The sequence below is a fragment of the Fictibacillus halophilus genome (assembly GCF_042680145.1).
GTDB classification, from domain to species: Bacteria; Bacillota; Bacilli; order Bacillales; family Fictibacillaceae; genus Fictibacillus; species Fictibacillus halophilus_A.
In genome coordinates this window covers 1,990,659-2,016,863 of sequence record NZ_JBHTNQ010000001.1, presented here as the reverse complement: position 1 = coordinate 2,016,863, position 26,205 = coordinate 1,990,659, and the positions used below count along the sequence as shown (strand labels likewise).

Sequence of the window (26,205 nt, the reverse complement as noted above, 5' to 3'; positions counted from 1 at the left end):
GGGTGGCACCGCGGGAACTCCCGTCCCTTATGAAATCGTTGATTTCATGAGGGATGGGAGTTTTTTTATTTGCTCTTATCTAAAAGATTGTTGTTTTTGGATATTTTTTATATCTTCATTGACAAGTTGGCTGGAGTGCAAGGTGCGAGACTCCTGCGGGATGAGTGGGACAGGTGAGACTACTAATGGCGCAAAGCGCAAGGAGGCTCACCGCCCGCCCCGCGGAAAGCGAGCATCCTGGAACGGAAGTCAACCACTTCCAAGAGCAACAAAGTTTGCGAAAACAGCCTTTTATTTTTAATTAATTTTAATTAACATTCGGGAGGATGAAACGAAATGAGTATTAATATTCCAAGGGGAACGAAAGATATTCTCCCAGGAGAAGTGGAAAAGTGGCAGATAATTGAGAGAAAAGCAAAAGAAGTATCTGCAAGATTTAATTATAAAGAAATCCGCACACCTGTTTTTGAGCATACTGATTTGTTTCAAAGAGGAGTAGGGGATTCTACAGATATCGTTCAAAAAGAAATGTATACGTTCACGGACCGAGGAGACAGAAGTTTAACTCTTCGTCCAGAAGGAACGGCACCAGTAACACGATCTTACGTTGAAAATAAGATGTTCGGACTTCCAGGCCAGCCTGTAAAGCTTTATTACATCCAGCCGATGTTCCGCTATGAAAGACCACAGGCAGGACGCTACCGCCAGTTCGTTCAATTCGGGATTGAGGCAATGGGTTCAGCTGATCCAGCGATAGACGCAGAGGTTATTTCCCTCGCTATGACGGTTTATCAAGAACTCGGATTGAAGAAACTTCGATTAGTGATAAATACACTTGGTGACGCAGATAGCAGAAAGGCTCATAAAGATGCATTAATTGCTCACTTCGAACCAAGAATTGAAGAGTTTTGTTCTGATTGTCAAAACCGCTTAACAAAAAATCCGCTTCGTATTCTTGACTGTAAAAAAGACCGCAATCACGAACTTATGAAGACGGCACCTTCTATTTTAGAGTATTTAAATGAAGAATCTAAAAGCTATTTTGATCAAGTAAAAACATCATTAGATGATATGAACATTCAATATGTAATCGATCCAACACTAGTGAGGGGTCTAGATTACTATAATCACACAGCATTTGAAATTATGAGCGAAGCTGAGGGCTTTGGTGCAATAACAACATTAAGCGGCGGAGGAAGATACAATGGTCTTGTTGAAGACTTAGGCGGCCCTGCAACGCCAAGCATCGGTTTTGCGATGAGTCTCGAACGCCTTCTATTAGCACTTGAGGCTGAAGGCATCACATTAGAAACTGAGGAAGACCTAGATTGTTATGTTGTCGCACTTGGAGACGAGGCAAAGAAAAAGTCAGTTTCTATCTTAAATGACCTCCGGAAAGCTGGAATAAAAAGTGATAAAGATTACTTAGATAAAAAAATGAAAGCACAGTTTAAAGCAGCGGACCGCTTAAAAGTAAGATTTGTAGCTATTTTAGGGGAAGAAGAACTCTCTAAAGGAATTATTAACGTGAAGAATATGGAATCCGGGGAACAAAAAGAGGTTCGTATAGAGGAATTGAGCACTTTTGTTAAGCAAGGAAAATAAGGAGGATACATCTTATGGAATATCGCACACATCAATGCGGAAAAATTACTGAACAATATATTGGTGAAAAAGTAACAATAACTGGCTGGGTGCAAAAAAGACGCGATCTTGGCGGACTGATCTTTATCGACCTGCGTGACCGATCAGGGATCGTGCAAATCGTAATTTCACCTGAAGTTTCTGCTGAAGCTTTGGAAACAGCTGAGAACGTAAGAAGTGAATATGTACTCACGGTTACAGGAACGGTTCTAGAAAGAGATCAAAGTACGGTGAACCCTGCAATGGACACAGGTAAGATTGAAATTTCAGGAGAAGAAATTAAAATCTTAAACAGTGCGAAAACACCTCCTTTTTCCATTAGTGAAGATATTGAACTGAATGAAGATATACGTTTAAAATATCGTTACTTAGACCTTCGGCGTCCAGTAATGCAGGAAACTTTGAAAATGAGACACGAAGTTACCCGTTATATCCGTAACTTTTTAGAAACAGAAGAATTCATGGAAATGGAAACTCCGATGCTTACGAAAAGCACACCTGAAGGAGCACGTGACTATCTTGTGCCAAGCCGTGTACATCCTGGAGAATTTTATGCTTTGCCGCAATCACCTCAATTATTTAAACAGCTTTTAATGGTTTCAGGGTTTGAAAAATATTATCAAATCGTTCGCTGTTTTAGAGATGAGGATCTGCGTGCAGACCGTCAGCCTGAATTTACTCAAGTCGATATCGAAACATCGTTCATGGGACAGGAAGCGCTTCTTTCAATGATGGAAGAAATGATGACAGGATTAGTAAAAAAAGTGAAAGGTGCGGATATTCCAAAACCTTTCCCGAGAATGACTTACAAAGAAGCGATGGACCGTTATGGTTCAGATAAGCCTGATACTCGTTTTGGACTTGAACTCATCAATGTTTCTGATGTTGTAAAGCAATCTGGTTTTAAAGTATTTGCTGCTGCTGTTGAAAACGGTGGAAAAGTTAAAGCGATCAATGTAAAAGGAAAAGCTGCTGATTATTCCAGAAAAGACATTGATGGTCTTACTGAGTTTACGGCTCGATATGGAGCTAAAGGTCTTGCATGGATGAAAGTGGAAGCGGACGGTTTGAAAGGTCCAATCTCTAAGTTCTTTAACGAAGAAGATGCAGCTAATCTTACAAATGCATTAAATGCTGAAGAAGGAGATTTGCTTCTGTTTGTAGCGGATAAGTCTTCTGTTGTAGCAGATAGTCTCGGAGCTCTTCGTCAAAAATTAGGAAAAGACCTGGGATTAATTGATCAGTCAAAATTCAACTTCTTATGGGTCGTTGACTTCCCGCTTGTAGAGTATGATGAGGATGCAGAGCGCTATGTTGCATTGCACCATCCTTTTACAATGCCAAAGACTGAAGATCTTCATTTAATGGATTCAGATCCATCAGAAGTTAGAGCACAAGCATATGACCTAGTTCTTAACGGATATGAGTTAGGCGGAGGGTCACAGCGTATTTACGAACGTGATGTACAGGAAAAAATGTTTAAAACATTAGGATTTAGTGAAGAAGGTGCTCGCGAGGAATTTGGTTTCCTTCTTGATGCTTTTGAATATGGTACCCCACCACACGGCGGTATAGCACTTGGTCTGGACCGTATGGTGATGCTGCTGGCAGGAAGAACTAACTTAAGAGACACCATTGCATTCCCTAAAACAGCATCCGCATCATGTCTTCTGACAAATGCTCCATCACCTGTAAATGAAAAGCAACTGGATGAGCTTCATTTAGGTTTAAAATTAAAGCAAGAGTCAAATTAATGAAAATTTAGAAAAATAAGAATTGTTTTTTACAAAGACACATTTTGTCTTGTAAATGATGATTTCCTATGATAGTATTTATTTAAACGATGGGTCCTATGATGACCGTTAACAACCCGAAAGTTTTGAGCCAACATTATTTACTTGGGAGCTTGTGTTTTCTCACAGCGTCCACGCCCTGAAAGATAGGGGACGGACAAAATGCGAAACAGGGCACCCACCTGCGAGAGCAGGTTCAAAACTAAGGGAAGACGGCATTTTTGGGGCTCATTTTTTGTGCGTCTAAATTAAACCGAGTAAGCATATTGATTTTGTTTTGAAAAGTGGATATGCTGATAAAGATGCATTTTCTTTATTCATGTGCACTTTGAAAGGAGATTTCAATTAGTTATGCTTTATCAATTTTCAAGAAATGAACTTGCAATAGGAAAAGATGGAATTAACGTTCTAAAAAACACAACTGTAGCTGTACTGGGAATCGGAGGAGTTGGTTCATTTTCAGCAGAAGCTCTTGCCCGATCAGGTGTAGGACGTTTAATCCTTATTGATAAAGACGATGTAGACATTACCAATGTCAACCGTCAAATACATGCTCTAGTTACTACAGTAGGACAGCCAAAAGTGGATTTAATGAAAGAAAGGATTGCATTAATTAATCCTGAGTGCGAAGTTATCGCCCTCAAGATGTTCTATACAGAAGAAACATATGAACAAATTTTTGAATACGGCTTGGATTTTGTAGTTGATGCATCTGATACGATTTCTTATAAAATTCATTTAATGAAGGAATGTCTTAACCGTAAGATTCCGATCATCTCAAGCATGGGTGTAGCAAATAAGATGGATCCAACAAAGCTCCAAATTACTGATATTTCTAAAACCAGCTATGATCCAATCGCAAAGGTTATTCGCCAGCGACTTAGAAAAGAAGGAATTACGAAAGGTATTCCTGTAGTATTTTCAGATGAAAAACCGATTCAGATTCGTGAGGAGATCAGGCAGGAAATCGTTCCTGAGAATGCACCAGGAATCCGTAAAGCTAAAATGCCCCCATCATCCAACGCATTTGTTCCATCCGTATCAGGATTGTACATGGCTGGGTATGTAATTAATAAAATTATTGAGAAAAATAACATAAAAGTGGAACGAATTCGATAAATTATAAAGCTGACCGTAAAGTACACGTCTGATTGTACTTTTGCAGGGCAGCTTTTCTGCTTTTTAAAATTTATTAATCTTGTTTTGCGTGAAAATGCTTGTTTTCTGCGTGGAGTAAAAGGACTTTGCGTGAAATAGAAGGTAAAACGCGTGAAAGTCGAAGCAGTTGGCGTGGAAACTTAGATTTATTGAGCGAACGTGTAAAAATTTTAAGAACACGTACCGTAAAACATTACGCATATTCCGGAATTACCTAAATAAAAAGGCTAAACTCAAACAATTCATCATCTGAGTTTAGCCCTAATTTATTTCGCCAGCTTCTCCAAGTTCCCGTTTTTATCCATACGGAAGCTTTGATTTGATTCTTCATCCTGAAACAGAACCATCTTTCGTGCTCGGTCCATTATTTGAATAAGAGCTTGATAATCTTCTTGAACAGTTTGATGTTCTTTCTCAAGGACAGAAAGCTGTTCTTTCATTACCTTGTTCTGCTGAAGCAATTCGTTCATCTGCAAACGAAGCTCCATGTTTTCCTGTACAAGCTTTCCACTCGACATTCCGTTTCTTTTTAAGCCGCTAAGGAAGTCTATTACTTCATCCAATGTTAATTCTTCTTGTTTACTAGGTTGCGGCGCTTGATAACTAGAATTGGCAGATGCAACTGGTATATTGTTTACTGTTGGTGAAGCAATCTGTGTGTCATATACATTTGAAGATGCAGCTGCTCCTCTATCATACGTATAAGGGGTTTTAAAGAATTCCTCAGGATGATAGGTTTCATCATCATGCATCTGCGGTGTTTGAACTGGCTGAATGGCTGGCTTCGGTACAGTTTTGGACTGTGACTGCTGCGGCTGCTGCTGTGACTTAGCTAGAGCACGCTGACGTTCTTTTCTTTGCTTTTTAGCAATCTTTAAAGCTTGTTCATATTTCTTCCTGACGATCGCATTCCACCTGAAACCAACTGCAGCACTCGTCCGTTCTAATTTATCACCAACCTCTTCAAAGGCATGAAGCTGTGTACTTCCTTCACGGACATGGCGCAAAACCGTTTCGGCCAAGAGCAGATCGTCTTCTTCTGACCAAGCGTCCTGTCTGATTTTTGACACGTAAATCCTCTCCTTAGCTATAAAAAAATATCGTTTAATATTTTCATGTTTACCAAAGAGAGAAAATCCTATACACTTAGGAACAAAAATTTTGCTAGTTTGATAAGACAGTTAAAAGAATGATAGATTTACTCACCTTTTTTCTTACGGTCATTAAAATAATCCAATCTTCTTTTAATATTTTTTTCATAGCCCCGTTCAGTCGGTTCATAAAATGATTTTCCAAGCATGTGCTGTGGTAAATATTCTTGCGGTACATAGCCATCCTCAAAATTATGAGGGTATTTATAGTCAGCGCCATGGTTCAATTCTTTGGCACCTTTATAATGAGCATCACGAAGATGAATTGGTACAAGGCCAGTTTTTTCTTTTTTTACAGCTTCCAATGCTTTATCAATCCCTAAAATAACTTTGTTGCTTTTTGGAGCGGTTGCTAAATAAAGCGTTGCTTCTGCAAGCGGTATTCTTGCTTCTGGCATTCCGATAAAGTCAGCTGCATAGCTGGCAGCCTGTGCAACCAGTAAAGCGTTAGGGTCAGCCAGGCCAATATCCTCTGCTGCATGAACCATTAGACGGCGTGCAATAAAACGTGGATCTTCGCCTGCATAAATCATTTTGGCAAGCCAGTATAGGGCAGCATCAGGATCTGAACCGCGAATGCTTTTAATAAATGCAGAGACTGTATCATAATGATTGTCTCCTTTTTTATCATATTGAAGAACTCTTTGCTGGATAGATTCTTCTGCAATTTCCAGTGTGATATTGATATCACCATTCTTATCCGGGTTTGTCGTAAGTACAGCGAGTTCCACAGCATTAAGTGCAGTCCGGGCATCTCCGTTTGCTATAGAAACGATGTGATTCAATGCTTTTTTTTCCATCTTAACCGGGTGATTTCCATATCCTCTTTCTTTATCATTCAGTGCTTGCTCAATAATTTTTGCGATATGTTGGTCTGTTAATGGTTCAAATCGGAATAGCCTGGATCTTGACAATAGTGCTGGATTGATTTCAAACATCGGGCTTTCCGTTGTGGCGCCGATTAATATTACTGTTCCATCTTCTACAAAAGGAAGAAGGGCATCTTGCTGATTCTTGTTGAATCGATGAATCTCATCAATAAATAACACTGTTTTTTTATCCTCTAATAAAAGCCGTTCTTTTGCTGCATTCATTACAACTTTTAAGTCAGCAACTCCAGAAGTTACGGCATTTAATTGTTCGAACCATGCTGATGTGGAATTTGCTATGATTCTGGCCAAAGTAGTCTTTCCTGTTCCAGGCGGACCAAAGAATATCATAGGAGTCAGCTGGTCAGCTTCAATAGCTCTTCTTAAAAGCTTGCCTTTTCCAGCAATATGCTCCTGACCGATAAACTCTTGGATTTTCCGCGGACGCATTCGATTGGCAAGCGGTCGTTTTAATGAATGAGAACTTTCATCTTTATAGGAAAACAAGTCCATATATGTTCATCCTTCCGTACACTTGTTCTTAATTGTCATATGACAATACTATACATCAGTCCTTCATGCAAGGTGAAACTATTTCGTGCTATAATAAGCTTTAGATTTATCATTTTAGGTTGCTTTAAGAGCTTCAGGCAGGAAGGAATTTGGAAAATGAAAGACCAAAAGCAATCAAGGCCGAGCAAATTTTTGTTTGAGTGGTCTGTTTTTTTTGTGGGCTTATTTATAATGGCCTTTGGAATTGCTCTCATGATCAAAGCTGAACTGGGCAGTGCCCCTTGGGATGTTCTTCACATTGGTCTGTTTTCACAGTTTGGATTAACGATTGGAACTTGGTCGATCATTATGGGCTTTTTCGTTATTTTAGCAACAGCGATGCTGACAAAGAAGTTTCCTCAAACAGGAGCTTTTTTAAATATGATATTTGTCGGACTGTTTATCGATTTTTATTTATGGCTTCCTTTTTTCCATAACCCGATAACTTTAGCAGGGAAATGGTTTTACCTTTTAATCGGAATATTAATCTTAGGATTTGGAATCGGTCTGTATATCTCCTCTAATCGAGGAGCAGGGCCACGGGATAGTCTAATGCTGGCTTTAACAGAAAAGTCAGGAATGAAAGTTTCCAGAATTCGTTTATTCATGGAGATGTTTGTTCTTTTTTTCGGATGGGTTCTGCAAGGGCCTATCTCTTATGGAACTATTCTATTTTGTGTTACTATTGGCGCACTCGTAGGCAGAACATTGCCTTTATGTCAAAAAGCAGTAAAGTTTGTTTTAGAACGGAGTGAACATTATGAAAATATCAACAAAGGGCAGATACGGATTAACCATCATGATGGCATTAGCAAAGAGATCAGGTGAAGGTCCTATCGCTTTAAAACTGATTGCTAAAGAGCACAGTTTATCAGAACATTATCTTGAGCAGCTTATCGCACCGCTAAGAAACGCAGGTTTGGTTAAAAGTATAAGAGGTGCATACGGGGGTTATATTTTAGCTAAAGACGCTTCCACTATAACTGCAGGAGACATTATCCGTGTACTTGAAGGACCAATATCACCCGTAGAAGTGATGGATGATGAGGAACCAGCAAAGCGTAATCTATGGATAAAGATTCGTGATGCTGTAAAGGATGTGCTCGATTCTACAACATTAGAAGATCTAGCGAACTATGAAGACGAAGGCACACAGGATGCCTACATGTTTTATATTTAGGAAGGAATCTGATCATGAAAAACGTTTATTTGGATCACGCTGCAACATCACCTGTTCATCCTGAAGTGATCGAAGAGATGATCCCATATTTAACGGAGCATTTTGGAAATCCTTCTAGCATACATCAATTCGGAAGACGTGCACGCAAAGTTCTTGATGATGCTCGTACTACTATAGCCTCTTCTATTAATGCTGCCCGCAATGAAATTATATTTACTAGCGGGGGAACAGAAAGTGATAACCTGGCAATACTGGGTACAGCTTCAGCTTTAATGGAAAAAGGAAAACATGTTATCACGACACGAGTGGAGCATCATGCTGTTCTGCATACCTTTCATGAGCTTGAAAAGAGAGGCTTTGAAGTTACTTATTTATCAGTCGATAAGAACGGAAGGATCTCCCTTGATGAATTAAAAGCGTCCCTGAGAGAAGACACGATCCTAGTTTCTATAATGTATTGCAACAATGAAACGGGGACAAGACAAGACATTAAAGAGATCGGGAGCTTATTAAAAGATAAGAATATAATATTTCATACTGACGCAGTTCAGGCTTACGGACTTATTCCGATAGATGTTGCAGAACTGAACATCGATTTATTGAGTGCGTCAGGACATAAGATCAACAGTCCAAAAGGGACAGGCTTTCTATATGTAAAAGAATCGGTACCTTTTCTTCCCCAAGGCTTTGGCGGTGAGCAAGAACGCAAACGCCGTGCTGGTACAGAGAATGTCGCGGGAATCGCCGCACTGAATAAAGCAGCAGCCTTAGCAATGAAAGAGCGTGATGAACGCTTCGTACAATACATGAAGTATCGGGAAACGATGAAAAAAATATGGGATGAAGATAACATTCATTACTTAGAGAATGGCAGTAACGAATACTTTCTGCCGCATATTTTAAATGTCAGTTTTCCTGGAGTAAAGACTGAAGTGCTTTTAGTTAATCTGGATATAGCAGGTATCGCAGCTTCAAGCGGATCCGCTTGTACAGCTGGTTCTCATGAGCCTTCGCACGTATTGGCTGCCATGTTTGGAGAAGATGAACGTACGAAATCTTCCGTTCGATTTAGCTTTGGATTAGGTAATGAATTGGAAGATATTGAATATGCTGCCCGCGAGACAGCAAAAATCGTGAAACGTTTAGCAAAATAAGTTACAATGTTTGTCATATGAAGAAATGAGGTGGACAGCATGCAAACTGAATCAAACAAAAAGGCACCTCAAGATACACGAGTAGTTATTGGAATGAGCGGCGGTGTGGATTCTTCAGTTGCCGCACTTTTACTAAGAGAGCAAGGCTATGACGTTATCGGAATCTTTATGAAAAACTGGGATGATACCGATGAAAATGGCGTCTGCACAGCAACAGAAGATTACAACGATGTGATAGCGGTCTGCAACCAGATCGGCATTCCATATTACGCTGTGAATTTTGAAAAAGAATACTGGGATAAAGTATTCACGTACTTTTTGGAAGAATATAAAGCAGGAAGAACACCTAATCCTGATGTGATGTGCAACAAGGAGATTAAATTCAAGGCCTTCTTAGAGCATGCCATGAACTTAGGTGCAGATTACGTAGCTACAGGCCACTATGCACGTGTGGCTGAAATAGATGGAGAAGTTAAGATGCTTCGCGGTGTGGATGAAAATAAGGATCAAACCTATTTTCTTAACCAGCTTTCACAAGAGCAGCTTAAAAGAGTCTTGTTCCCGATCGGTGAACTAAAGAAGCCTGAGATTCGCAAAATTGCTGAGGAAGCAGGTCTTGCTACTGCAAAGAAAAAAGATTCCACAGGTATTTGTTTTATTGGTGAGAAAGACTTTAAAGAGTTCTTAAGCCAGTACTTGCCTGCAAAACCTGGCGAGATGCAAACACTGGACGGGGAAGTCAAAGGAAAGCATGACGGATTAATGTATCATACGATCGGTCAGCGTCATGGTCTAGGAATCGGCGGGAGCGGGGATCCTTGGTTCGTTGTCGGAAAGAATTTAAAAGACAACGTGCTGTACGTTGAACAAGGATTCCATAACGACAAGCTTTATTCAGACAGTTTGAAGGCAGTAAAACCGAGTTTTGTTTCGGATAAACCTTTAGCTACTGAATTCAAATGTACAGCAAAGTTCAGATACCGCCAACCTGACATGGGTGTAACCGTGCATATGATGGAGGACGAAACGCTTAACGTTGTCTTTGATGAACCGCAAAGAGCGATCACTCCGGGACAAGCGGTTGTATTTTACGATGGCGATGTTTGCTTAGGCGGAGCAACGATTGACACTGTTTATAAAAACGGCGAAGCTATCACATATCTATAATAATTAGCGAAAAAGCTTGCGATTCGGTTGGAATAACTCGGAACGCCAGCTTTTTTTTGCTATAAAAGATCATCCAGCGGCATTTATGCTCGCCATCCGAGATTTATGATTTACGATAAATAAGCTAGAAACTCTGTGCGATTTTCGGACTGATTTGATATACTTTGGTAGGAAATAAAGAGGGGGTATAGAAATGGAGCCTTCAAAAGGACTTGAATACTTAAAAAAAGGGAAATTTGAAGAAGCGGCAAAAAGCCTTGAAGCAATGATTGAGGCCGATCCTCATAATCCGGTTCATTATATTAATTTTGGAAATCTGCTTTCTGCCGTACATGAACATGAAAGAGCGATACATTTTTTTGACAAGGCATTATCACTTGATGAGAATGCTGCAGCTGCTCTATATGGTGCAGGTATTGCATGCTATCATCTCGAACAGTTTACGAAAGCAGCTAAGCTCTTCCAAGAAGCAATTAAAGGTGGTCTTCAAGATGCTGATACGTATTTTATGACGGGTATGTCGTTCGTATCACTTGGGGAAAACAAACTAGCATTTCCATACTTAATGAGAGCAACTGAATTGAACCCAAATGACAATGAGGCACTTTTCCAGTTTGGACTGTGCCAGGGAAGAATCGGCGATGTTAAGTTTGCTTTAAATACATTCGAAAAAGTAACGGAACAAGATGAAAAGCATGCAGATGCCTGGTATAACTTAGGTGTTTCTTTGAGCTTTTTTGATCGTAACGATGAGGCTCTTGCTGCATTTGAAAAAGCTTTAGATATTCAGCCTGATCATTATTTGGCAGGTAATGGCAAAAGGAATATCGAAAATAAGAGTACAAAACATTAAAAGGGGATGCTTTATGGCACAGCAGCCTTCCTTTAACTTAGAGGATGAGACGTCTCAAACATCCCGTTATATAAAAGGGACATTGATTTCCACCGTATATCATCAATCTGAAAGCCTTTATACAGTAGCAAGGGTGAGAATTAAAGAGACAAATGAAAATTATGATGAAAAGGAAGTCATGATAACGGGTATACTTCCTCCGTTAAGGGAGGATGAACTCTACCTGTTTTCTGGAAAATTTAAAGAACATCCCAAATATGGGAAGCAGTATGAGGTTGAATATTTTAAAAAAGAAATGCCGCAATCCAAAGAAGCGATGATTCAATATTTATCGAGCGACTTGTTTAAAGGAATCGGCAAGAAAACTGCTGAGCATATCGTTGAGGTTATGGGTGACGATGCGATCACGAAGCTCTTAGAATCTCCAGAATACATCAGCCAGATTCCGAAGTTAACAGAAGAACAAGCGAAAAATCTACATGAAGCACTGCTGCAAAACAGAGGGTTGGATCAGGTTATGATGGCAGTTCAGCCATATGGAATCGGTCCTCAGCTTGCGATGAAAATCTTCCAAACGTACCAGGATGAAGCGGCATCTGTTGTTAAGAACGAACCGTACCGGCTTATTGAGGATGTACCAGGTATTGGGTTTCACAGGGCAGATGAAATCGCAAAAGGCAATGGCATGCAAGTGAATCATCCTGAACGTATTCAGGCGGCGTGTCAATTTCTTTTAAGAGATCAAGGTACTGATCTGGGACATTCTTATCTACCACTTGAAGAACTTCTTGCTGGGGTAAGAAAGCTTTTAGCTGATGGGAAAAACACGGTCGATGAGATGAGTATTTTCAGGGAAATTCAAGACATGGAAGCTGAAAAACGATTGATTTTAAAAGAAAATGTGGTGTATTTGCCTTCTCTTTATTTTGCTGAACGAGGATTCGCTCAAAAAATCAATCATTTATTTCAAAGTCAAAAAACAGATTACGAAATCCCTGTTGAGCAAATTGAGAGAGAACTGGAAAATTTAGAAAAACGTCTGAATATCAAATACGCAAACAGTCAAAAAGAAGCCATTAAAAAAGCATTAACTTCCTCAATAATGGTACTTACTGGCGGTCCCGGCACAGGTAAAACCACCGTAATAAAGGGAATCGTAGAACTTTATAGTGAGATACATGGAGTAAGTCTAAATATAGAAGATTATCGCGGAAAAAAGGAACCATTTCCTGTCCTGCTTGTTGCGCCTACAGGACGTGCAGCAAAGCGCATGACTGAATCTACTGGTATTCCGGCTCATACCATTCATCGTCTATTGGGATGGAGAGGCGCAGGTCACTTTGAAAAAAATGAAGATGTGCCAATAGAAGGAAAGCTGTTAATCGTAGATGAAATGTCGATGGTGGATATTTGGCTTGCATACTCACTTTCAAAGGCACTTCCTGAGCATATCCAAATTATTTTTGTTGGAGATGAAGATCAGCTTCCTTCTGTAGGACCAGGTCAAGTGTTAAAGGATCTGCTCGAATCAGATCATATTCCGCAAACCCGATTGATTGATATTTACAGACAATCTGAAGGGTCTTCAATTATTCGTTTAGCACATGAGATGAAAAAAGGGAATCTTCCGCAAGACTTGCTTATTCCTCAAAAAGACAGGCGCTTTTTTTCTTGTTCAGGAGAGCAGGTTTTTCAAGCCATCATACAAGTTTGTGAAAATGCGATAAAAAAAGGGTATACTTCGAGAGATATTCAAGTGCTTGCCCCTATGTATAAAGGTCCAGTAGGAATCGACCGGTTAAATTTGGAACTGCAGCGATTATTTAATCCTGAAAAGCAAAAACAGCGGCAGCTGCAAGTTGCTAATGTTTTTTACAGAAAAGGGGATAAGGTGCTGCAGCTTGTAAATCAGCCTGAAGATAACGTTTTTAATGGGGATATAGGGGAGATCGTTGCTGTTATTTATGCAAGGGAAAATACAGACAAAGAAGATCAGATTGTGATAAGTTTTGATGAAATTGAAGTAACGTATAAAAGAAGTGAATTTCACCATTTCACACATGCTTTTTGCTGTTCCATACATAAATCTCAAGGCAGTGAATATCCGATTGTCATTCTTCCCATTGTGAAAAGCTACTATAGAATGCTTAAACGCAACCTGATTTATACAGCTATTACGAGAAGTAAAGAATATCTGATTTTATGCGGAGAACAAGAGGCATTTTCTTGGGCGGTACAGCGGTCTGATGAATCAGAAAGATATTCGGGCCTTAAGCTTCGTCTGCAAGAAACCTTACTGGAAAAAGATTTTATGAATGATACACTCTTTAATGAAACAAACTAGAAATGTTCGGAGGATGACGAAAAGCATCTTATCGGACATTTCTTTTTTCATATCTATAGGCAGGACAATACTTCAAATCCAATTATGGCGTATATTTTATAAAGTTTCAGGACACCCTTGTAACAGTAAATTTAAAGGAGAGAAAGCAAGTGGAATGTCCGAACTGCAGCCGTAAAGATATTGGGAAAATCGGGGTGAACCAGTATTATTGCTGGAACTGTTTTATTGAGCTTTCCATTGAAAAAGGAAGACTGTCCCTTCATCAAGTGGAAGAAGACGGCTCTTTAACATCACTCGACGATTTATTTGAAGATCATGACCTGACTTATAGAGAAAGTACTTCGTAAATTTTTTATTACTCTGATGTCGAGGTGATAAAGCATGAATAGGACGATGAGTTCTCTTTTCGCACTTGGTATTGGAGCGGCAACATATGCGATGAGAAACAGAAGGATGTCTAGAATGTCCAGAATGAACATGAATTTTTCGGATATCGGTGATCTTTGGACATCGAGACGTGCAAAAAAAATCCGAAAAAGAATCGCAAAGGCCATTTATTAAATGTATTCCCCGTCTATTTAAGACGGGGTTTTTTAAAAAAAGGGTGAGGAAGAATGACAAAGGAAAATCGAATGAAGTGGATTTACCGGCTGGCGCTTCTTTTATTGCTGTTTTTATGCTTATTCCTTCTCATGAAGTTAAATCCTTTATACCACCCATTATTAAACGCGCTTCAAGGTGTTTTTTTGCCTTTCTTTCTCGCCGCTCTAATTACATATCTGCTTCATCCGTTAGTAGAGTATGTGCATGAGAAAGGTGTTCCGCGATTTGTTGCGATTTTAACGATATACCTATTGTTCTTTGGAGGGTTAGGCTATACCATCTTTAAGGGTTTTCCTTATTTTGTTGTTCAATTAAAGCAGCTGTTAGAAAATGTGCCTGCTCTTGCAAAAGATTACAAAGAGCTTTTATCCAAAGTCGATAAAGGAACTTCAGCCCTTCCTTATTCAGTCCATTATAAAATTGAACAATATATTGTTAAAATGGAAATAAGCGCACAAAACCTCCTTACGAATGCAATTTTTTCTTTAAGAAAAATTGTAGATTATTTCTTCGTAATTATCGTAGTTCCTTTTTTAGTTTTTTATTTTCTGAACGATTTTGAAAAAATAAAAAAAGCTGCGTGGTATATTACACCACGCAGATTCCGCCATGAAGGAAAGCATCTTTTAGAAGATGTAGATAAATCACTGGGAGGCTATATAAGAGGACAGCTGTTTGTAGGAGCTATTCTTGGTGCTGCAGCGATGATTGCCCTTTGGATTGTCGGTATGCCTTATCCGATTTTATTAGGGATTGTGATTGCAGTTACTGATATCATTCCTTATTTTGGTCCGATTTTAGGAGCTATTCCTGTCATTCTTATCGCTTTGACGATTTCTTGGAAGATGGTATGGATAACCGTAGGAATAATGCTTGTATTGCAGTTTATTGAAGGGAACATTCTTGGACCATTTATTGTGGGTAGAAACCTCCATATCCATCCTGTCTTTATCATCTTTTCGCTCCTTTTAGGCAGTGAAATTGCGGGAGTACCTGGAATGATCTTAGCTGTTCCGGTATTTAGCGTAATCAAAGTTATTGTCATACACATTCGGGAGCACCGATTAAGACAACATCCGATTGACAAGTCAGAATAAATAAACGTATACTAACGCTAGAAGAACAAAAATCGTTGAAAGAGATAAGTACGTTTTAGTCCTTTCTAAAGAGAGAAACATCCACCGGCTGAAAGGTGTTTCAGAAAGAAGGAAACGGAAAGCTACTCTGGAGTGCAGAAGGAAAATCTGCCGTTAAGCCGCGTTAAGGCTGTAATCAAGGTGACATGCTTCTTGCATGTAACCAGGGTGGTACCGCGTGAATTCAAACTCTCGTCCCTGTTTTTGGGGATGAGAGTTTTTTTATTTTATCTAAAGGCTGTTTTCGCAAACTATGTTGCTCTTGAAAGTGGTTGATTTCCGCTCCAGGTACTCGCTTTCCGCGGGGCGGGCGGTGAGCCTCCTGGCGCTTTGCGCCTTTAGGAGTCTCACCTGTCCCACTCGTCCCGCAGGAGTCTCGCACCTTGCGCTCCAATCAACTTGCCAATGAAGAGAATAAAAAAATGACCCAAAAGCAACAATCTTTTAGAGAAAAGCCTATCTAAAAAAGTTTAAAGGAGAATGAAAACAATGAAAACTTTGACTTCAGCTCAAGTCAGACAAATGTTCCTCGATTTTTTCCAAGAGAAAGGCCATCGTGTAGAGCCTAGTGCTTCTCTTGTTCCGCACGAAGACCCAACTTTGCTTTGGATCAACAGTGGGGTAGCTACGCTTAAAAAGTATTTTGACGGCCGTGTGATTCCAGAGAATCCGCGTATTACAAATGCACAAAAATCTATCCGTACAAATGATATTGAGAATGTTGGGATTACTGCAAGACACCATACTTTCTTTGAAATGCTAGGCAACTTCTCAATCGGTGATTATTTTAAAGTGGAAGCAATTCTCTGGGCTTGGGAGTTTTTAACGAGTGAAGAATGGATCGGATTTGATCCAGAAAAACTTTCTGTTACGATCCACCCCGAAGATGATGAAGCTTTTGACATTTGGACAAAACAGGTAGGATTGCCTGAAGAACGAATCATTCGTTTAGAGGGGAACTTCTGGGATATTGGAGAAGGCCCAAGCGGACCGAATACTGAGATCTTTTATGACCGCGGTGAGTCTTATGGAAATGATTCGTCAGATCCTGAATTATATCCTGGCGGTGAGAATGAAAGATACCTTGAAGTATGGAATCTAGTGTTTTCTCAGTTCAACCATAATCCAGACGGCACATACACACCACTGCCTAAGAAGAATATCGATACAGGCATGGGGCTTGAAAGAATGGTATCTGTTATTCAAGATACGAAGACAAATTTTGAAACTGACCTTTTCCTGCCGATCATTAAGGAAACGGAGAAGCTTTCAAATACGTCTTATGGAAACAGTCCTGAAAGTGATACAGCTTTCAAAGTTATCGCAGACCATATTCGTACTGTAAGCTTTGCGATTGGTGATAACGCACTGCCTTCTAATGAGGGAAGGGGCTACATCTTAAGACGCTTGATTAGAAGAGCGATCCGTTTTGCTAAAAAGATCAACATCAATAAGCCTTTCATGTATGAATTAGTGCCTACTGTTGCTGATATCATGGTTGATTTCTATCCAGAAGTGAAAGAAAAAGTACCTTTTATCCAAAAAGTTGTAAAGACAGAAGAAGAAAGATTCCATGAAACAATTAACGAAGGATTAGCTATTCTAGAAGATGTGATCACTAAAGAAAAATCACAAAACAATAAAATTATTTCCGGTAAAGACGCATTTAAACTGTATGATACATTCGGATTCCCATTTGAATTAACACAAGAGTATGCAGCAGAAAATGGAATGGAGGTTGACTTGGAAGGCTTTGAATCCGAAATGAAAGCTCAGCGTGAACGTGCACGTGCTGCAAGACAAGAAGTGGACAGCATGCAGGTACAAGGCGGCGTTCTTTCAGACATTACTGTAAAAAGTGAGTTTTCAGGTTATGAGTCCTTGAGCGGGGATGCAAGAATTCTTGAAGTTCTGCAAAACGGAGAGCGTGTTTCCATGGTATCAGAAGGCGATGAGGCTCAGGTTATTCTTGATGAAACGCCATTCTATGCTGAAAGCGGAGGTCAGATTGCTGACCAAGGAACAATTACAGGAAACAACCTTGAGTTACGAGTAAAAGATGTGCAAAAAGCTCCAAATGGACAAAATCTGCATACAGTTATTGTCGAACAAGGTGTTTTGGAAAATAACATGCAAGTCTCTGTACAAGTTGACAGAGAAACACGAGCAAAAGTAGTAAAAAATCATACAGCAACTCATTTGCTTCATCAGGCTTTAAAAGATGTTCTAGGCACACACGTTAATCAGGCGGGCTCACTTGTTCAAGAGGGCAGACTGCGATTTGACTTTACGCATTTTGGAAGCATCACTGCCGAAGAACTTGAGAAAATTGAAGAGATCGTAAACGAAAAAGTATGGGCAAACATCCCTGTTGAAAAAATGGTAAAAAATATTACTGAAGCAAAAGCTATGGGAGCTATGGCTCTTTTCGGTGAAAAATATGGTGAGACAGTCCGTGTAGTTAAAGTTGGAGATTACAGCCTGGAATTATGCGGCGGATGTCATGTGAACAATACTGCGGAGATTGGATTGTTTAAAATCGTATCAGAATCAGGAATTGGTGCTGGTACAAGGCGTATTGAAGCAGTTACGGGTGAAGCAGCTTACCGATTAATGAATGGTCAAGTTCAGCTGTTAAAAGATACTGCAGCAAAATTAAAAACAAATCTTAAAGATGTTCCTCAGCGTATTGATGCACTGAACGATCAAATTCGTGAGCTGCAAAAAGAAAAGGAATCATTAGCTTCTAAACTTGGAAATCTGGAAGCCGGAAGTCTTGTTGACGAAGTACAAACGATTAACGGAGTATCTGTTATCGCTAAAAAAGTAAATGCTTCTGATATGAACGGGCTGCGTTCAATCGTAGACGACTTAAAGAACAAGCTTCAGAGCGGGATTGTTATTTTAGGTGCTGAAAGCCAAGGAAAAGTAAACATTGTTGCAGGTGTTACAAAGGATTTAGTGTCAAAAGGATACCATGCAGGCAACCTTGTTAAAGAAGTTGCGGTTCGCTGCGGCGGAGGCGGCGGAGGCCGCCCTGACATGGCTCAGGCAGGCGGGAAAGACCCTGAAAAGTTAGAAGAAGGCATAGATTCTGCAGTTGAATTGATTAAAACGGTTTCCTAAGCGTTCATCTATCATGTACAATAGAGAAAATAACTAATTTGTCCCTTAAGGGAGATCTTCAGAAAGAGGTGTTCGCAAGTGAGTTCAATGGACAAGACGATGAAGTTTAATTTCAACGAGGATGATGCTTATAAGACGAATGTTGAAACTGTCCTGTTTTCTGTTTATGACGCCCTGCAGGATAAAGGCTACAACCCGATCAACCAGATTGTTGGTTATTTACTCTCAGGTGACCCGGCATATATTCCGCGCCATAATGATGCGAGAAGTATGATTCGTAAGCTTGAGCGGGACGAGCTTATCGAAGAGCTCGTAAAATCATACCTTTCAAATCAAAAAGAAGGAAGCCGTTAATGACAAGAATACTCGGATTGGACGTCGGTACAAAAACGATTGGTGTTGCCGTATCAGACTTACTTGGCTGGACAGCTCAAGGCGTAGAAACAATTAGACGGCGTCCTAACCATCCTGAAGAAGATTTCAACAGAATTAAAGAGCTGATTTCTCAATATGAAATCGGCGAGATTGTTGTCGGTCTGCCTAAGAATATGAACGGGTCGATCGGTCCGAGCGGTGAGGCTTGTCAAAACTTTGCAAAAGAACTTGAAAGTCTTACTGGCCTTTCGGTTATCCTATGGGATGAGAGGCTGACTACAATGGCAGCTGAACGTACACTTATATCCGCCGATGTAAGCAGAAAAAAACGCAAACAGGTTATTGATAAACTTGCTGCTGTAATTATTCTGCAAGGGTATATGGACAGCCAAAAAAATAAAAATTGAGGTGAGCCTATTATGGCAAAAGAAGAACGCGAGCGCATTATTATTCCAGATGAGAATGGTGACGAAAATCTATTTGAAGTTTTATTCAAATTCGATGTTGACCAGACTGGGAAATCATACATGGTAACTATACCTGTAGCTGATTCAGAAGATGATGATACGGATGAAGTAGAAGTATTCCCTTTCCGCTATGAAGAAAAGGGAGAAGCAGATGATGATCTTGCTTTGTTCCCTCTTGAAACAGATGAAGAGTGGGATATGATCGAGGAAATGTTAAATACATTCCAAGATGACGAGTACGAAACTGAATAATCATTAAAGGGGCTGTTCCAAAAGTAAGGTAAACTTACTTTTGGCAGCCCCAATTTTTTTAATTTTTTACAAATAAAAAAAACGGACCGATGTCGAACTATGTCTATGAATGCAAACTCGTGGATATAGAGGTAAAATTTTTGGATTGGGGCAGAAAACTCGTGGATTCAAGACCCTTTTTTGTGGATTCACGCCCAAAACTTTTGGATTGGGTCTCGCAATACTACTAAAACCACTATCACACATCTAAATTTCCCTCTCAAGACTGTTAAAAACGAAAGGATAACTCTTTGATGAGTTATCCTATTTTTGTTATTACTGCTAATCTCGACAATTTCTGCTAGCAAAAGTATAATTAAACAGATGGAAGGGGGAAAAGGGATGATACAACTCCAGTCGTCTGGGAATTACATACAAAACAAGAAAAAGAAACGCACAAAATCCATCATATTAACGATAATTGCTTTATTTTTAGCAGTAATTGTTCTTGCTGCTGGCATACTATATTTTTATTTCAATAAAAATATCGGAGCATTTGATTCAGCAAATCAAGAAAATTTTACTGTTGAGATCCCAATCGGCTCTTCAACAGCGAATATCGGAAAAGAGCTTGAAGATAAAGGGATCATTAACAGCGGTCAATTCTTCAAACTTTATACGCGAGTTAAGGGAGAAGGAGATTTTCAAGCAGGAGTTTATCAATTATCTCCATCTATGAACCTTACTGAAATTATCGCAGCTCTTAAAGAGGGAAAACTATTTAAAAAACCAGAACTGACTTTAACAATTCCAGAAGGGTTTAATGTTCCTCAAATTGCTGGTGAGATCAGTGCGAGTACTGGTTATGAAAAAGAAGAAATATTAAAAGTGATGACCGATAAGGCATTTCTAAAAGAGCTTCAAGACAAATATAAGAATATTCCAGATGATATTTACAAAAAAGGTCTTTATTATCCATTGGAAGGATTTCTTTTCCCGGCAACTTATGAATTTGATAAAAAGAAGCCTGAGCTGAAAGAGATTGTGGATAAAATGGTAGAGCAGTCCTCGACTGTTATTGCCAAATATGAGAATGACATAAAAAAGAGCGGATATTCAATGTTCGAGATGATCACCTTAGCCTCTCTAATTGAAGAAGAGTCTCAGCGTGAAGAGGATCGAAAAAAAATCTCTGGCGTTTTTTATAATAGACTTGAACAAGACATGAAATTGGATTCAGATCCAACTGTTAAATATGCTAGAAAAGATTTTGATGTACAAGTATTATATGAGCATTTAGAAATTGATTCTCCATATAATACGTATCGCTACAAAGGGATTCCAATCGGTCCTATCGCATCTCCAGGGGAAAAATCGATTGAAGCTGCATTAAAACCAGTAAAGATGGAAGAATTATTCTTTTATGCAAGACCGAACGGAGAAGTTATATATACGAAAACATTGCAAGAACACAATGCCGTATACAAGAAATACAGAGATGAATGGAAAGTATGGCAAGAGCAGCAATAATGTTTTCTTAGGATACTAACTTATAGTATCCTTTTTTTAATAAGGCTCTTTTCTAAAAGTTGCTTATGATTATTTTTTTGTGAAGACACATCGTTGACAAGTTGATTGGAGCGCAAGGTGCGAGACTCCTGCGGGATCAGCGAGACAGGTGAGACCCCACAGGCCCCTTGCGCCGAGTAGGCTCACCGCACGCCCTGCAAAAAGCGAGCATCCTGGAGCGGAAATCAACCACTGACAACATCAACTACGTTTGCGGAAACAGCATTAATAACAATATTAACGACTAAGAAATGTTCATAATAGGTTGAAATATACAGGACTCTCGCCTTCATAAAAAGATTATGTTACAATATACCGGTTAGTGTGAAGGAGGCGTGTTACTTTGGTCTCAAATGAAGTAAACCAATACATCGAAAATTTAATCCCGGCACGCTCTGAACATATTTTAAAAATGGAGGAGTATGCTAGGCAGCATGATGTACCAATCATGGAATTATCGGGTATGGAGACCCTTTTGACTTATGTCAGATTAAAAAGCCCTAAACGTATTTTAGAAGTTGGTACAGCCATCGGGTACTCTGCAATAAGAATGGCTCTTGCGAATGAGATAACCGAAATTGTTAGTATTGAAAGAGATGAAGAACGGTACAATATAGCAAAAGAAAATGTTAACGCACTAGACCTAAACGATAGAATTACATTATTGCTCGGCGATGCGAATGAATTACAGAGTCAAGTAGAACAATATGCCCCATACGACTTTATTTTTATTGATGCCGCTAAAGGACAATATCAAAATTTTTTTGATCATTATTCCGCAATGCTGTCACAAGACGGTATGATCATTACAGATAATGTTCTCTTTAGAGGTTATGTCGCGGATGAAAGCGGCTTAGAGAGCAGAAGACTGCGTTCTCTTGTTAAAAAAATTAGAAGTTTTAATGAATATATCATGCAGCATCCAGATTATTATTCTTCAATCTTGCCGGTGGGAGATGGTATGATGGTGAGCATACGAAAAACCTAAAGGTACAGCAGTTTGGAGGAGTAATAGAAATGGCACAAAAACCTATCGTAATTGGGGTTGCAGGTGGATCCGGATCAGGTAAAACAACGGTAGCTAAAGAAATTTACAGGCAGTTTGCAAATCAGTCTATTCTTATTATTGAGCAAGACGCTTATTATAAAGATCAATCTGAAAAATCAATGGAAGAGCGTTTGAAAACGAATTATGATCACCCTCTTGCTTTTGATAATGATCTGTTAATCCAGCATATCAAGTCACTTCAAGCATATGAATCCGTTGAAAAACCAGTGTACGACTATACAGCGCATACAAGAAGTGATAAAATTATCCCAGTTGATGCTAAAGATGTCATTATATTGGAAGGTATTCTTATACTTGAAGATGAACGTTTACGTGATTTAATGGATATTAAGTTGTTTGTCGACACAGATGCTGATGTGCGAATCATCAGAAGAATGGTTCGTGATATACGTGACCGCGGCAGAACTTTAGAATCAGTAATCGATCAATATACTTCAGTAGTGCGTCCTATGCATAATCAGTTTATTGAACCTACAAAAAGGTACGCGGATATTATTATTCCAGAAGGCGGTCAAAACCGCGTTGCAATTGATTTAATGGTTACTAAAATTAAGACTATTTTAGAAGACAAAGCATTATTGAAAAAATGAGGAACTTTCCTCATTTTTTCGGTATACTTGGACAATCTTTGCTATAAAACAGCATGGCATTCAACTATTGTCCTATTTTTTATACATACCCTGCCGGAATTATCATATAACGTAACAAGGGTACTGATTATTGAAGGAGTGAATAAACATGGCAGACGAGAAAAAACACTATATGACCCTAGAGGGTAAGCAAAAGTTAGAAAACGAATTAGAATTTTTAAAAACAGAACGCAGAAAAGAAGTTGTTGAAAGAATTAAAGTAGCACGAAGCTTCGGAGACCTTTCTGAGAACTCTGAGTATGATGCAGCAAAGGACGAGCAGGCTTTTGTTGAGGCGCGTATCGTTCAATTAGAAAAGATGATTCGTGATTCAGTCATCATTGAAGACAATAAAGATCAATCTGATAACGTTTCCATTGGGAAAACAGTTAAATTCCAAGAGCTTCCTGATGGGGATGAAGAAACATATGTAATCGTTGGAAGTGCTGAAGCAGATCCATTCGAAGGTAAAATTTCCAATGATTCTCCAATGGCTAAAAGTTTATTAGGCAAAAAACCTGGAGACAAGGTTTCTGTTCAAACACCAGGCGGAGAAATCAGCGTAGTAATTTTAGAAGTAAAATAAGTCCATCAGAAAGAAGGCTTGCTGCGGCAAGTCTTCTTTTTTGTTTAAGAAGATAGAGATGCGGCGAAAATGTGGTTAGGGTGGTGACCGCATTGTTATCTCGAAAAAGAACAATAGCTGCAGGTGTTAGCATTTTATTGCTTATTCTCTGTCTGATGTACCGATTAGCAGATATACAGCTGATTTCGACAAAATCTTTTTCAAAAAATAACGTTAATTTAATACAAGAGAGTGTAAACCAGCGAACTCACCGTTTTACAATTAATGATGGAAGAGGTTATTTTCTGGACCGCAATGGTGAGCTTCTGTCTACAGATGTAAAACCTCAAATTGTTGTGTTCCCTAACCTCTATACACAGGATTGGCCGATAGACACCATTTCAGCAATTCTTCAGCTGCCATCACAAAAGATAGAAGAAATGATCTTTCAGCTGAAAAAACCTTCAGCACTTTTATTGCCAGAAGAGCTAACTTTGCAGCAGATGAGTCAAATCAATGAACTGGAAATCCCGGGTGTGTATGCACAGCTTGTAACAAGAAGAAAGCCCCTCCCATTTGCGAATCATATTATCGGAGCAGTTGGCGAAGACCCTGATTTAATAAAGCAAAAATATAAAGATAAATTAGATAAGGGAACAGTAAGCACTGCTACCAAAACAGGGAAAAATGGAATGCAATATACTTTTGACCCTTTTTTAATATCTGAAGGTGAAACTCAGTTTATTTATCATGTGGACCGGCAAGGAAATCCCTTATTTGGGCTCGATGTAAAATATCGTACTCAGACGAATCCGCTATATCCTCTGCATGTTAAGACTACTATTGACAAAAAAATGCAGGAAGCTGTTGAGAAATATTTAAGGAATCATCAGGTGGAAGCGGGCGGAGCTGTCTTGCTTGACGTAGAAACAAATGAACTTCTGGCTATGGCAAGCCGACCTGTATTTAATAGTCAGACGATCTATGAACATGAAAACAAGATGACCACCCATCAAATTCCTGGTTCGATTTTTAAGGTTGTTACTGCTGCTGCTGCAATTGAGGAAAATAAGGTTCAGAATGATAAACGATACGACTGTAATGTAAATATTTATGGAAAGCAAGATGAGAGACAATTAGGCATGCTAAATTTTGAGGAAAGTTTCTCTCAAAGCTGCAATAAAACGTTTGGAGACCTTGCAAATGAAATGGCAGCAGAGAATAACAACATTATTGAGGAATATGCTCAAAAGCTAGGTCTTCTTGAGCTAAATGGCTGGAGAGGACAAGTATATCATTTTGATAACTTTTCACATTTCTATCAGGAAGAACATGGACAAATAAGAAATCCTAATAAAAAGATGCAGGATTATCAATCACCCCTCGCCATTTCGCAGACTGCAATCGGACAGCTGGATGTTAAAATTACTCCGCTGGCAGCAGCCAACATGATGGCAACAATAGCGAAGGGCGGCACTTGGTCAGAAGTAAAAGCTGCTAAATCAGTAAATTTTGCAAATGGAACAGAATTGGTAGAATTTAAGGATCATACTGGCAAAAAAAAATCGTTATCCCCATATACGATGATGAGACTGCAATCTTTACTGGTAAATGCAGTAAAGGATGAAAATGGGACAGGGCATGCTTTGCAGTCACTTCCTTTTCAGATAGCTGGCAAGACAGGTACAGCTCAAAAGGGAGAAGAGGCGAATGTTTATAATAAATGGTTTGCAGGTTATTTTCCCGCCGACAACCCTAAATTCGCTTTAGTAGTAGTTGATATGAAACACGATACAGTAAACAGGACAATCCCTGTATATGCTGATATTGCAAAAGCAGTTATGGAGATATCAAACAAAGTAAGATGAATATTGGAATAGAAAAAAGGAAAAAGTGTCCTCGATCACTATGCTCGTGGTAAAATAAAATGAGCTTATTTACTGGGGAGGATAACATGAAACGAAATCAACGTTATGAAACGAGATTAGAAAAGCGAAAACAAAATCGTTTTTTAAACATAGCAATCGGCTTGGTATTTTTGCTGATTGTTGTGGTTGCGTTTAATCTTTTCTCTGGTGATGAAAACGAGACGGCATCAACATCAGAAAATGAACAAACTCAGAGCAAGAATGAAACGAAAGACGATTCTTCGATTGAAATGGAATCTGATAAAGAAGATCAAAATGATGATCGTTCTTCTGATGAATCCGAGAATCAGTCAGATGATACTGAAACAAATACGGATGAGGAAACGCAATCTGAAAATCCTGAAGGAGGAGGCCCTGAAGGCCCGTGGGAACCAATCGGAACTTCTCAAGCAGAGCCTCATCAGAAGTCGTACGAAGACCAGTCTCAAGACTGGAAAGAGATGATTCAGGCACTTTCGTACGCGACAAACATTCCAGAAGACCAAATGACAATTTTCTGGCTCGGTAATGGCGGTGGTCCTGATTTATCCAAAGGCACCGTACAATCCAATACTGAAAAGATAAAATATGATGTTGTTCTGCAGTGGATTCCTGAAAAAGGATGGCAGCCGATAAGTGTAACACAAGTACAATAATGATTAA

The 26,205-nt window shown here is 39.3% G+C and carries 24 protein-coding genes, 1 other RNA gene and 2 other annotated features (1 of these 27 cut by a window edge); of the genes, 23 read left to right on the top strand and 2 right to left on the bottom strand.

Going from position 1 to position 26,205, the window contains the following annotated elements; genetic code table 11:
* Window positions 1–31, top strand: a binding site (T-box leader); it begins 199 nt to the left of the window's first position.
* A gap of 305 nt (window positions 32–336) precedes the next feature.
* The 4 genes from hisS (at window position 337) to ACFQ4X_RS10450 (ending at window position 4,556) form a co-directional block, all read left to right on the top strand.
* Window positions 337–1,605 (top strand): histidine--tRNA ligase, encoded by a 1,269-nt coding sequence (hisS, locus tag ACFQ4X_RS10465; protein ID WP_379834952.1) that lies wholly within the window; start codon window positions 337–339, stop codon window positions 1,603–1,605.
* A 14-nt stretch (window positions 1,606–1,619) separates the two neighbouring features.
* The gene (aspS, locus tag ACFQ4X_RS10460) at window positions 1,620–3,398 is read left to right on the top strand and encodes an aspartate--tRNA ligase (RefSeq protein ID WP_379834950.1); all 1,779 of its coding nucleotides are present in this window, start codon (window positions 1,620–1,622) and stop codon (window positions 3,396–3,398) included.
* Window positions 3,399–3,488: 90 nt separating this feature from the next.
* Window positions 3,489–3,669: non-coding RNA, 6S RNA (gene ssrS / locus ACFQ4X_RS10455), on the top strand.
* A 119-nt stretch (window positions 3,670–3,788) separates the two neighbouring features.
* Window positions 3,789–4,556: a tRNA threonylcarbamoyladenosine dehydratase gene (locus tag ACFQ4X_RS10450; protein WP_379834949.1), complete on the top strand. Its 768-nt coding sequence runs from the start codon at window positions 3,789–3,791 to the stop codon at window positions 4,554–4,556.
* Between the two features lie 305 nt (window positions 4,557–4,861).
* On the opposite strand, the gene ACFQ4X_RS10445 is transcribed toward ACFQ4X_RS10450, so the two are convergent.
* Both ACFQ4X_RS10445 and ACFQ4X_RS10440 read right to left on the bottom strand, forming a co-directional pair.
* Window positions 4,862–5,665: an RsfA family transcriptional regulator gene (locus tag ACFQ4X_RS10445; RefSeq protein WP_379834947.1), complete on the bottom strand. Its 804-nt coding sequence runs from the start codon at window positions 5,663–5,665 to the stop codon at window positions 4,862–4,864.
* Between the two features lie 128 nt (window positions 5,666–5,793).
* Window positions 5,794–7,128, bottom strand: a complete 1,335-nt coding sequence (locus ACFQ4X_RS10440) for an AAA family ATPase (RefSeq protein WP_379834946.1) — start codon at window positions 7,126–7,128, stop codon at window positions 5,794–5,796.
* A gap of 156 nt (window positions 7,129–7,284) precedes the next feature.
* Here ACFQ4X_RS10440 and ACFQ4X_RS10435 point away from each other — a divergent pair, with 156 nt between their 5' ends.
* The 19 genes from ACFQ4X_RS10435 (at window position 7,285) to ACFQ4X_RS10345 (ending at window position 26,198) form a co-directional block, all read left to right on the top strand.
* Window positions 7,285–7,995, top strand: a complete 711-nt coding sequence (locus ACFQ4X_RS10435; protein WP_379834944.1) for a YczE/YyaS/YitT family protein — start codon at window positions 7,285–7,287, stop codon at window positions 7,993–7,995.
* Window positions 7,928–8,347 carry a cysteine metabolism transcriptional regulator CymR gene (gene cymR, locus ACFQ4X_RS10430; protein ID WP_379834943.1) on the top strand — a complete coding sequence of 140 codons (420 nt, stop codon included), beginning with the start codon at window positions 7,928–7,930 and terminating at the stop codon, window positions 8,345–8,347. Before ACFQ4X_RS10435 ends, cymR begins: the two co-directional genes overlap by 68 nt.
* Window positions 8,348–8,361: 14 nt before the next feature.
* Entirely contained in the window at window positions 8,362–9,501 is a 1,140-nt protein-coding gene (locus ACFQ4X_RS10425; RefSeq protein ID WP_379834941.1) for a cysteine desulfurase family protein, read from the top strand.
* A gap of 39 nt (window positions 9,502–9,540) precedes the next feature.
* Window positions 9,541–10,668: a tRNA 2-thiouridine(34) synthase MnmA gene (gene mnmA, locus ACFQ4X_RS10420; protein ID WP_379834939.1), complete on the top strand. Its 1,128-nt coding sequence runs from the start codon at window positions 9,541–9,543 to the stop codon at window positions 10,666–10,668.
* A 193-nt stretch (window positions 10,669–10,861) separates the two neighbouring features.
* On the top strand, window positions 10,862–11,521 hold the full coding sequence (locus ACFQ4X_RS10415; protein ID WP_379834938.1) for a tetratricopeptide repeat protein: 660 nt from the start codon (window positions 10,862–10,864) through the stop codon (window positions 11,519–11,521).
* 13 nt (window positions 11,522–11,534) lie between these two features.
* Window positions 11,535–13,865, top strand: a complete 2,331-nt coding sequence (gene recD2 / locus ACFQ4X_RS10410; RefSeq protein ID WP_379834936.1) for an SF1B family DNA helicase RecD2 — start codon at window positions 11,535–11,537, stop codon at window positions 13,863–13,865.
* Between the two features lie 149 nt (window positions 13,866–14,014).
* Entirely contained in the window at window positions 14,015–14,212 is a 198-nt protein-coding gene (locus ACFQ4X_RS10405; protein WP_066291264.1) for a hypothetical protein, read from the top strand.
* A 34-nt stretch (window positions 14,213–14,246) separates the two neighbouring features.
* Complete coding sequence (locus tag ACFQ4X_RS10400; protein WP_066291262.1) at window positions 14,247–14,426, top strand: YrzQ family protein; 180 nt, start codon at window positions 14,247–14,249, stop codon at window positions 14,424–14,426.
* 53 nt (window positions 14,427–14,479) lie between these two features.
* On the top strand, window positions 14,480–15,565 hold the full coding sequence (locus ACFQ4X_RS10395; protein WP_379834934.1) for an AI-2E family transporter: 1,086 nt from the start codon (window positions 14,480–14,482) through the stop codon (window positions 15,563–15,565).
* Between the two features lie 26 nt (window positions 15,566–15,591).
* Window positions 15,592–15,807: a binding site (T-box leader), on the top strand.
* A gap of 286 nt (window positions 15,808–16,093) precedes the next feature.
* Window positions 16,094–18,730: an alanine--tRNA ligase gene (gene alaS / locus ACFQ4X_RS10390; RefSeq protein WP_379834932.1), complete on the top strand. Its 2,637-nt coding sequence runs from the start codon at window positions 16,094–16,096 to the stop codon at window positions 18,728–18,730.
* A gap of 78 nt (window positions 18,731–18,808) precedes the next feature.
* Window positions 18,809–19,084: an IreB family regulatory phosphoprotein gene (locus ACFQ4X_RS10385; protein WP_130294733.1), complete on the top strand. Its 276-nt coding sequence runs from the start codon at window positions 18,809–18,811 to the stop codon at window positions 19,082–19,084.
* Window positions 19,084–19,512: a Holliday junction resolvase RuvX gene (ruvX, locus tag ACFQ4X_RS10380; RefSeq protein WP_379834930.1), complete on the top strand. Its 429-nt coding sequence runs from the start codon at window positions 19,084–19,086 to the stop codon at window positions 19,510–19,512. Before ACFQ4X_RS10385 ends, ruvX begins: the two co-directional genes overlap by 1 nt.
* 12 nt (window positions 19,513–19,524) lie before the next feature.
* Complete coding sequence (locus ACFQ4X_RS10375; protein ID WP_066291247.1) at window positions 19,525–19,824, top strand: DUF1292 domain-containing protein; 300 nt, start codon at window positions 19,525–19,527, stop codon at window positions 19,822–19,824.
* 381 nt (window positions 19,825–20,205) lie between these two features.
* Window positions 20,206–21,333, top strand: a complete 1,128-nt coding sequence (gene mltG, locus ACFQ4X_RS10370; protein WP_379834928.1) for an endolytic transglycosylase MltG — start codon at window positions 20,206–20,208, stop codon at window positions 21,331–21,333.
* 382 nt (window positions 21,334–21,715) lie between these two features.
* Window positions 21,716–22,360 carry an O-methyltransferase gene (locus ACFQ4X_RS10365; protein ID WP_379834926.1) on the top strand — a complete coding sequence of 215 codons (645 nt, stop codon included), beginning with the start codon at window positions 21,716–21,718 and terminating at the stop codon, window positions 22,358–22,360.
* A 29-nt stretch (window positions 22,361–22,389) separates the two neighbouring features.
* Window positions 22,390–23,031: a uridine kinase gene (gene udk / locus ACFQ4X_RS10360; protein ID WP_066291240.1), complete on the top strand. Its 642-nt coding sequence runs from the start codon at window positions 22,390–22,392 to the stop codon at window positions 23,029–23,031.
* Between the two features lie 148 nt (window positions 23,032–23,179).
* Complete coding sequence (greA, locus tag ACFQ4X_RS10355) at window positions 23,180–23,656, top strand: transcription elongation factor GreA (RefSeq protein ID WP_066291237.1); 477 nt, start codon at window positions 23,180–23,182, stop codon at window positions 23,654–23,656.
* 92 nt (window positions 23,657–23,748) lie between these two features.
* On the top strand, window positions 23,749–25,503 hold the full coding sequence (locus tag ACFQ4X_RS10350) for a peptidoglycan D,D-transpeptidase FtsI family protein (RefSeq protein ID WP_379834924.1): 1,755 nt from the start codon (window positions 23,749–23,751) through the stop codon (window positions 25,501–25,503).
* Window positions 25,504–25,589: 86 nt separating this feature from the next.
* Window positions 25,590–26,198: a DUF1510 family protein gene (locus ACFQ4X_RS10345; RefSeq protein WP_379834923.1), complete on the top strand. Its 609-nt coding sequence runs from the start codon at window positions 25,590–25,592 to the stop codon at window positions 26,196–26,198.
* Window positions 26,199–26,205: the final 7 nt, after the last annotated feature.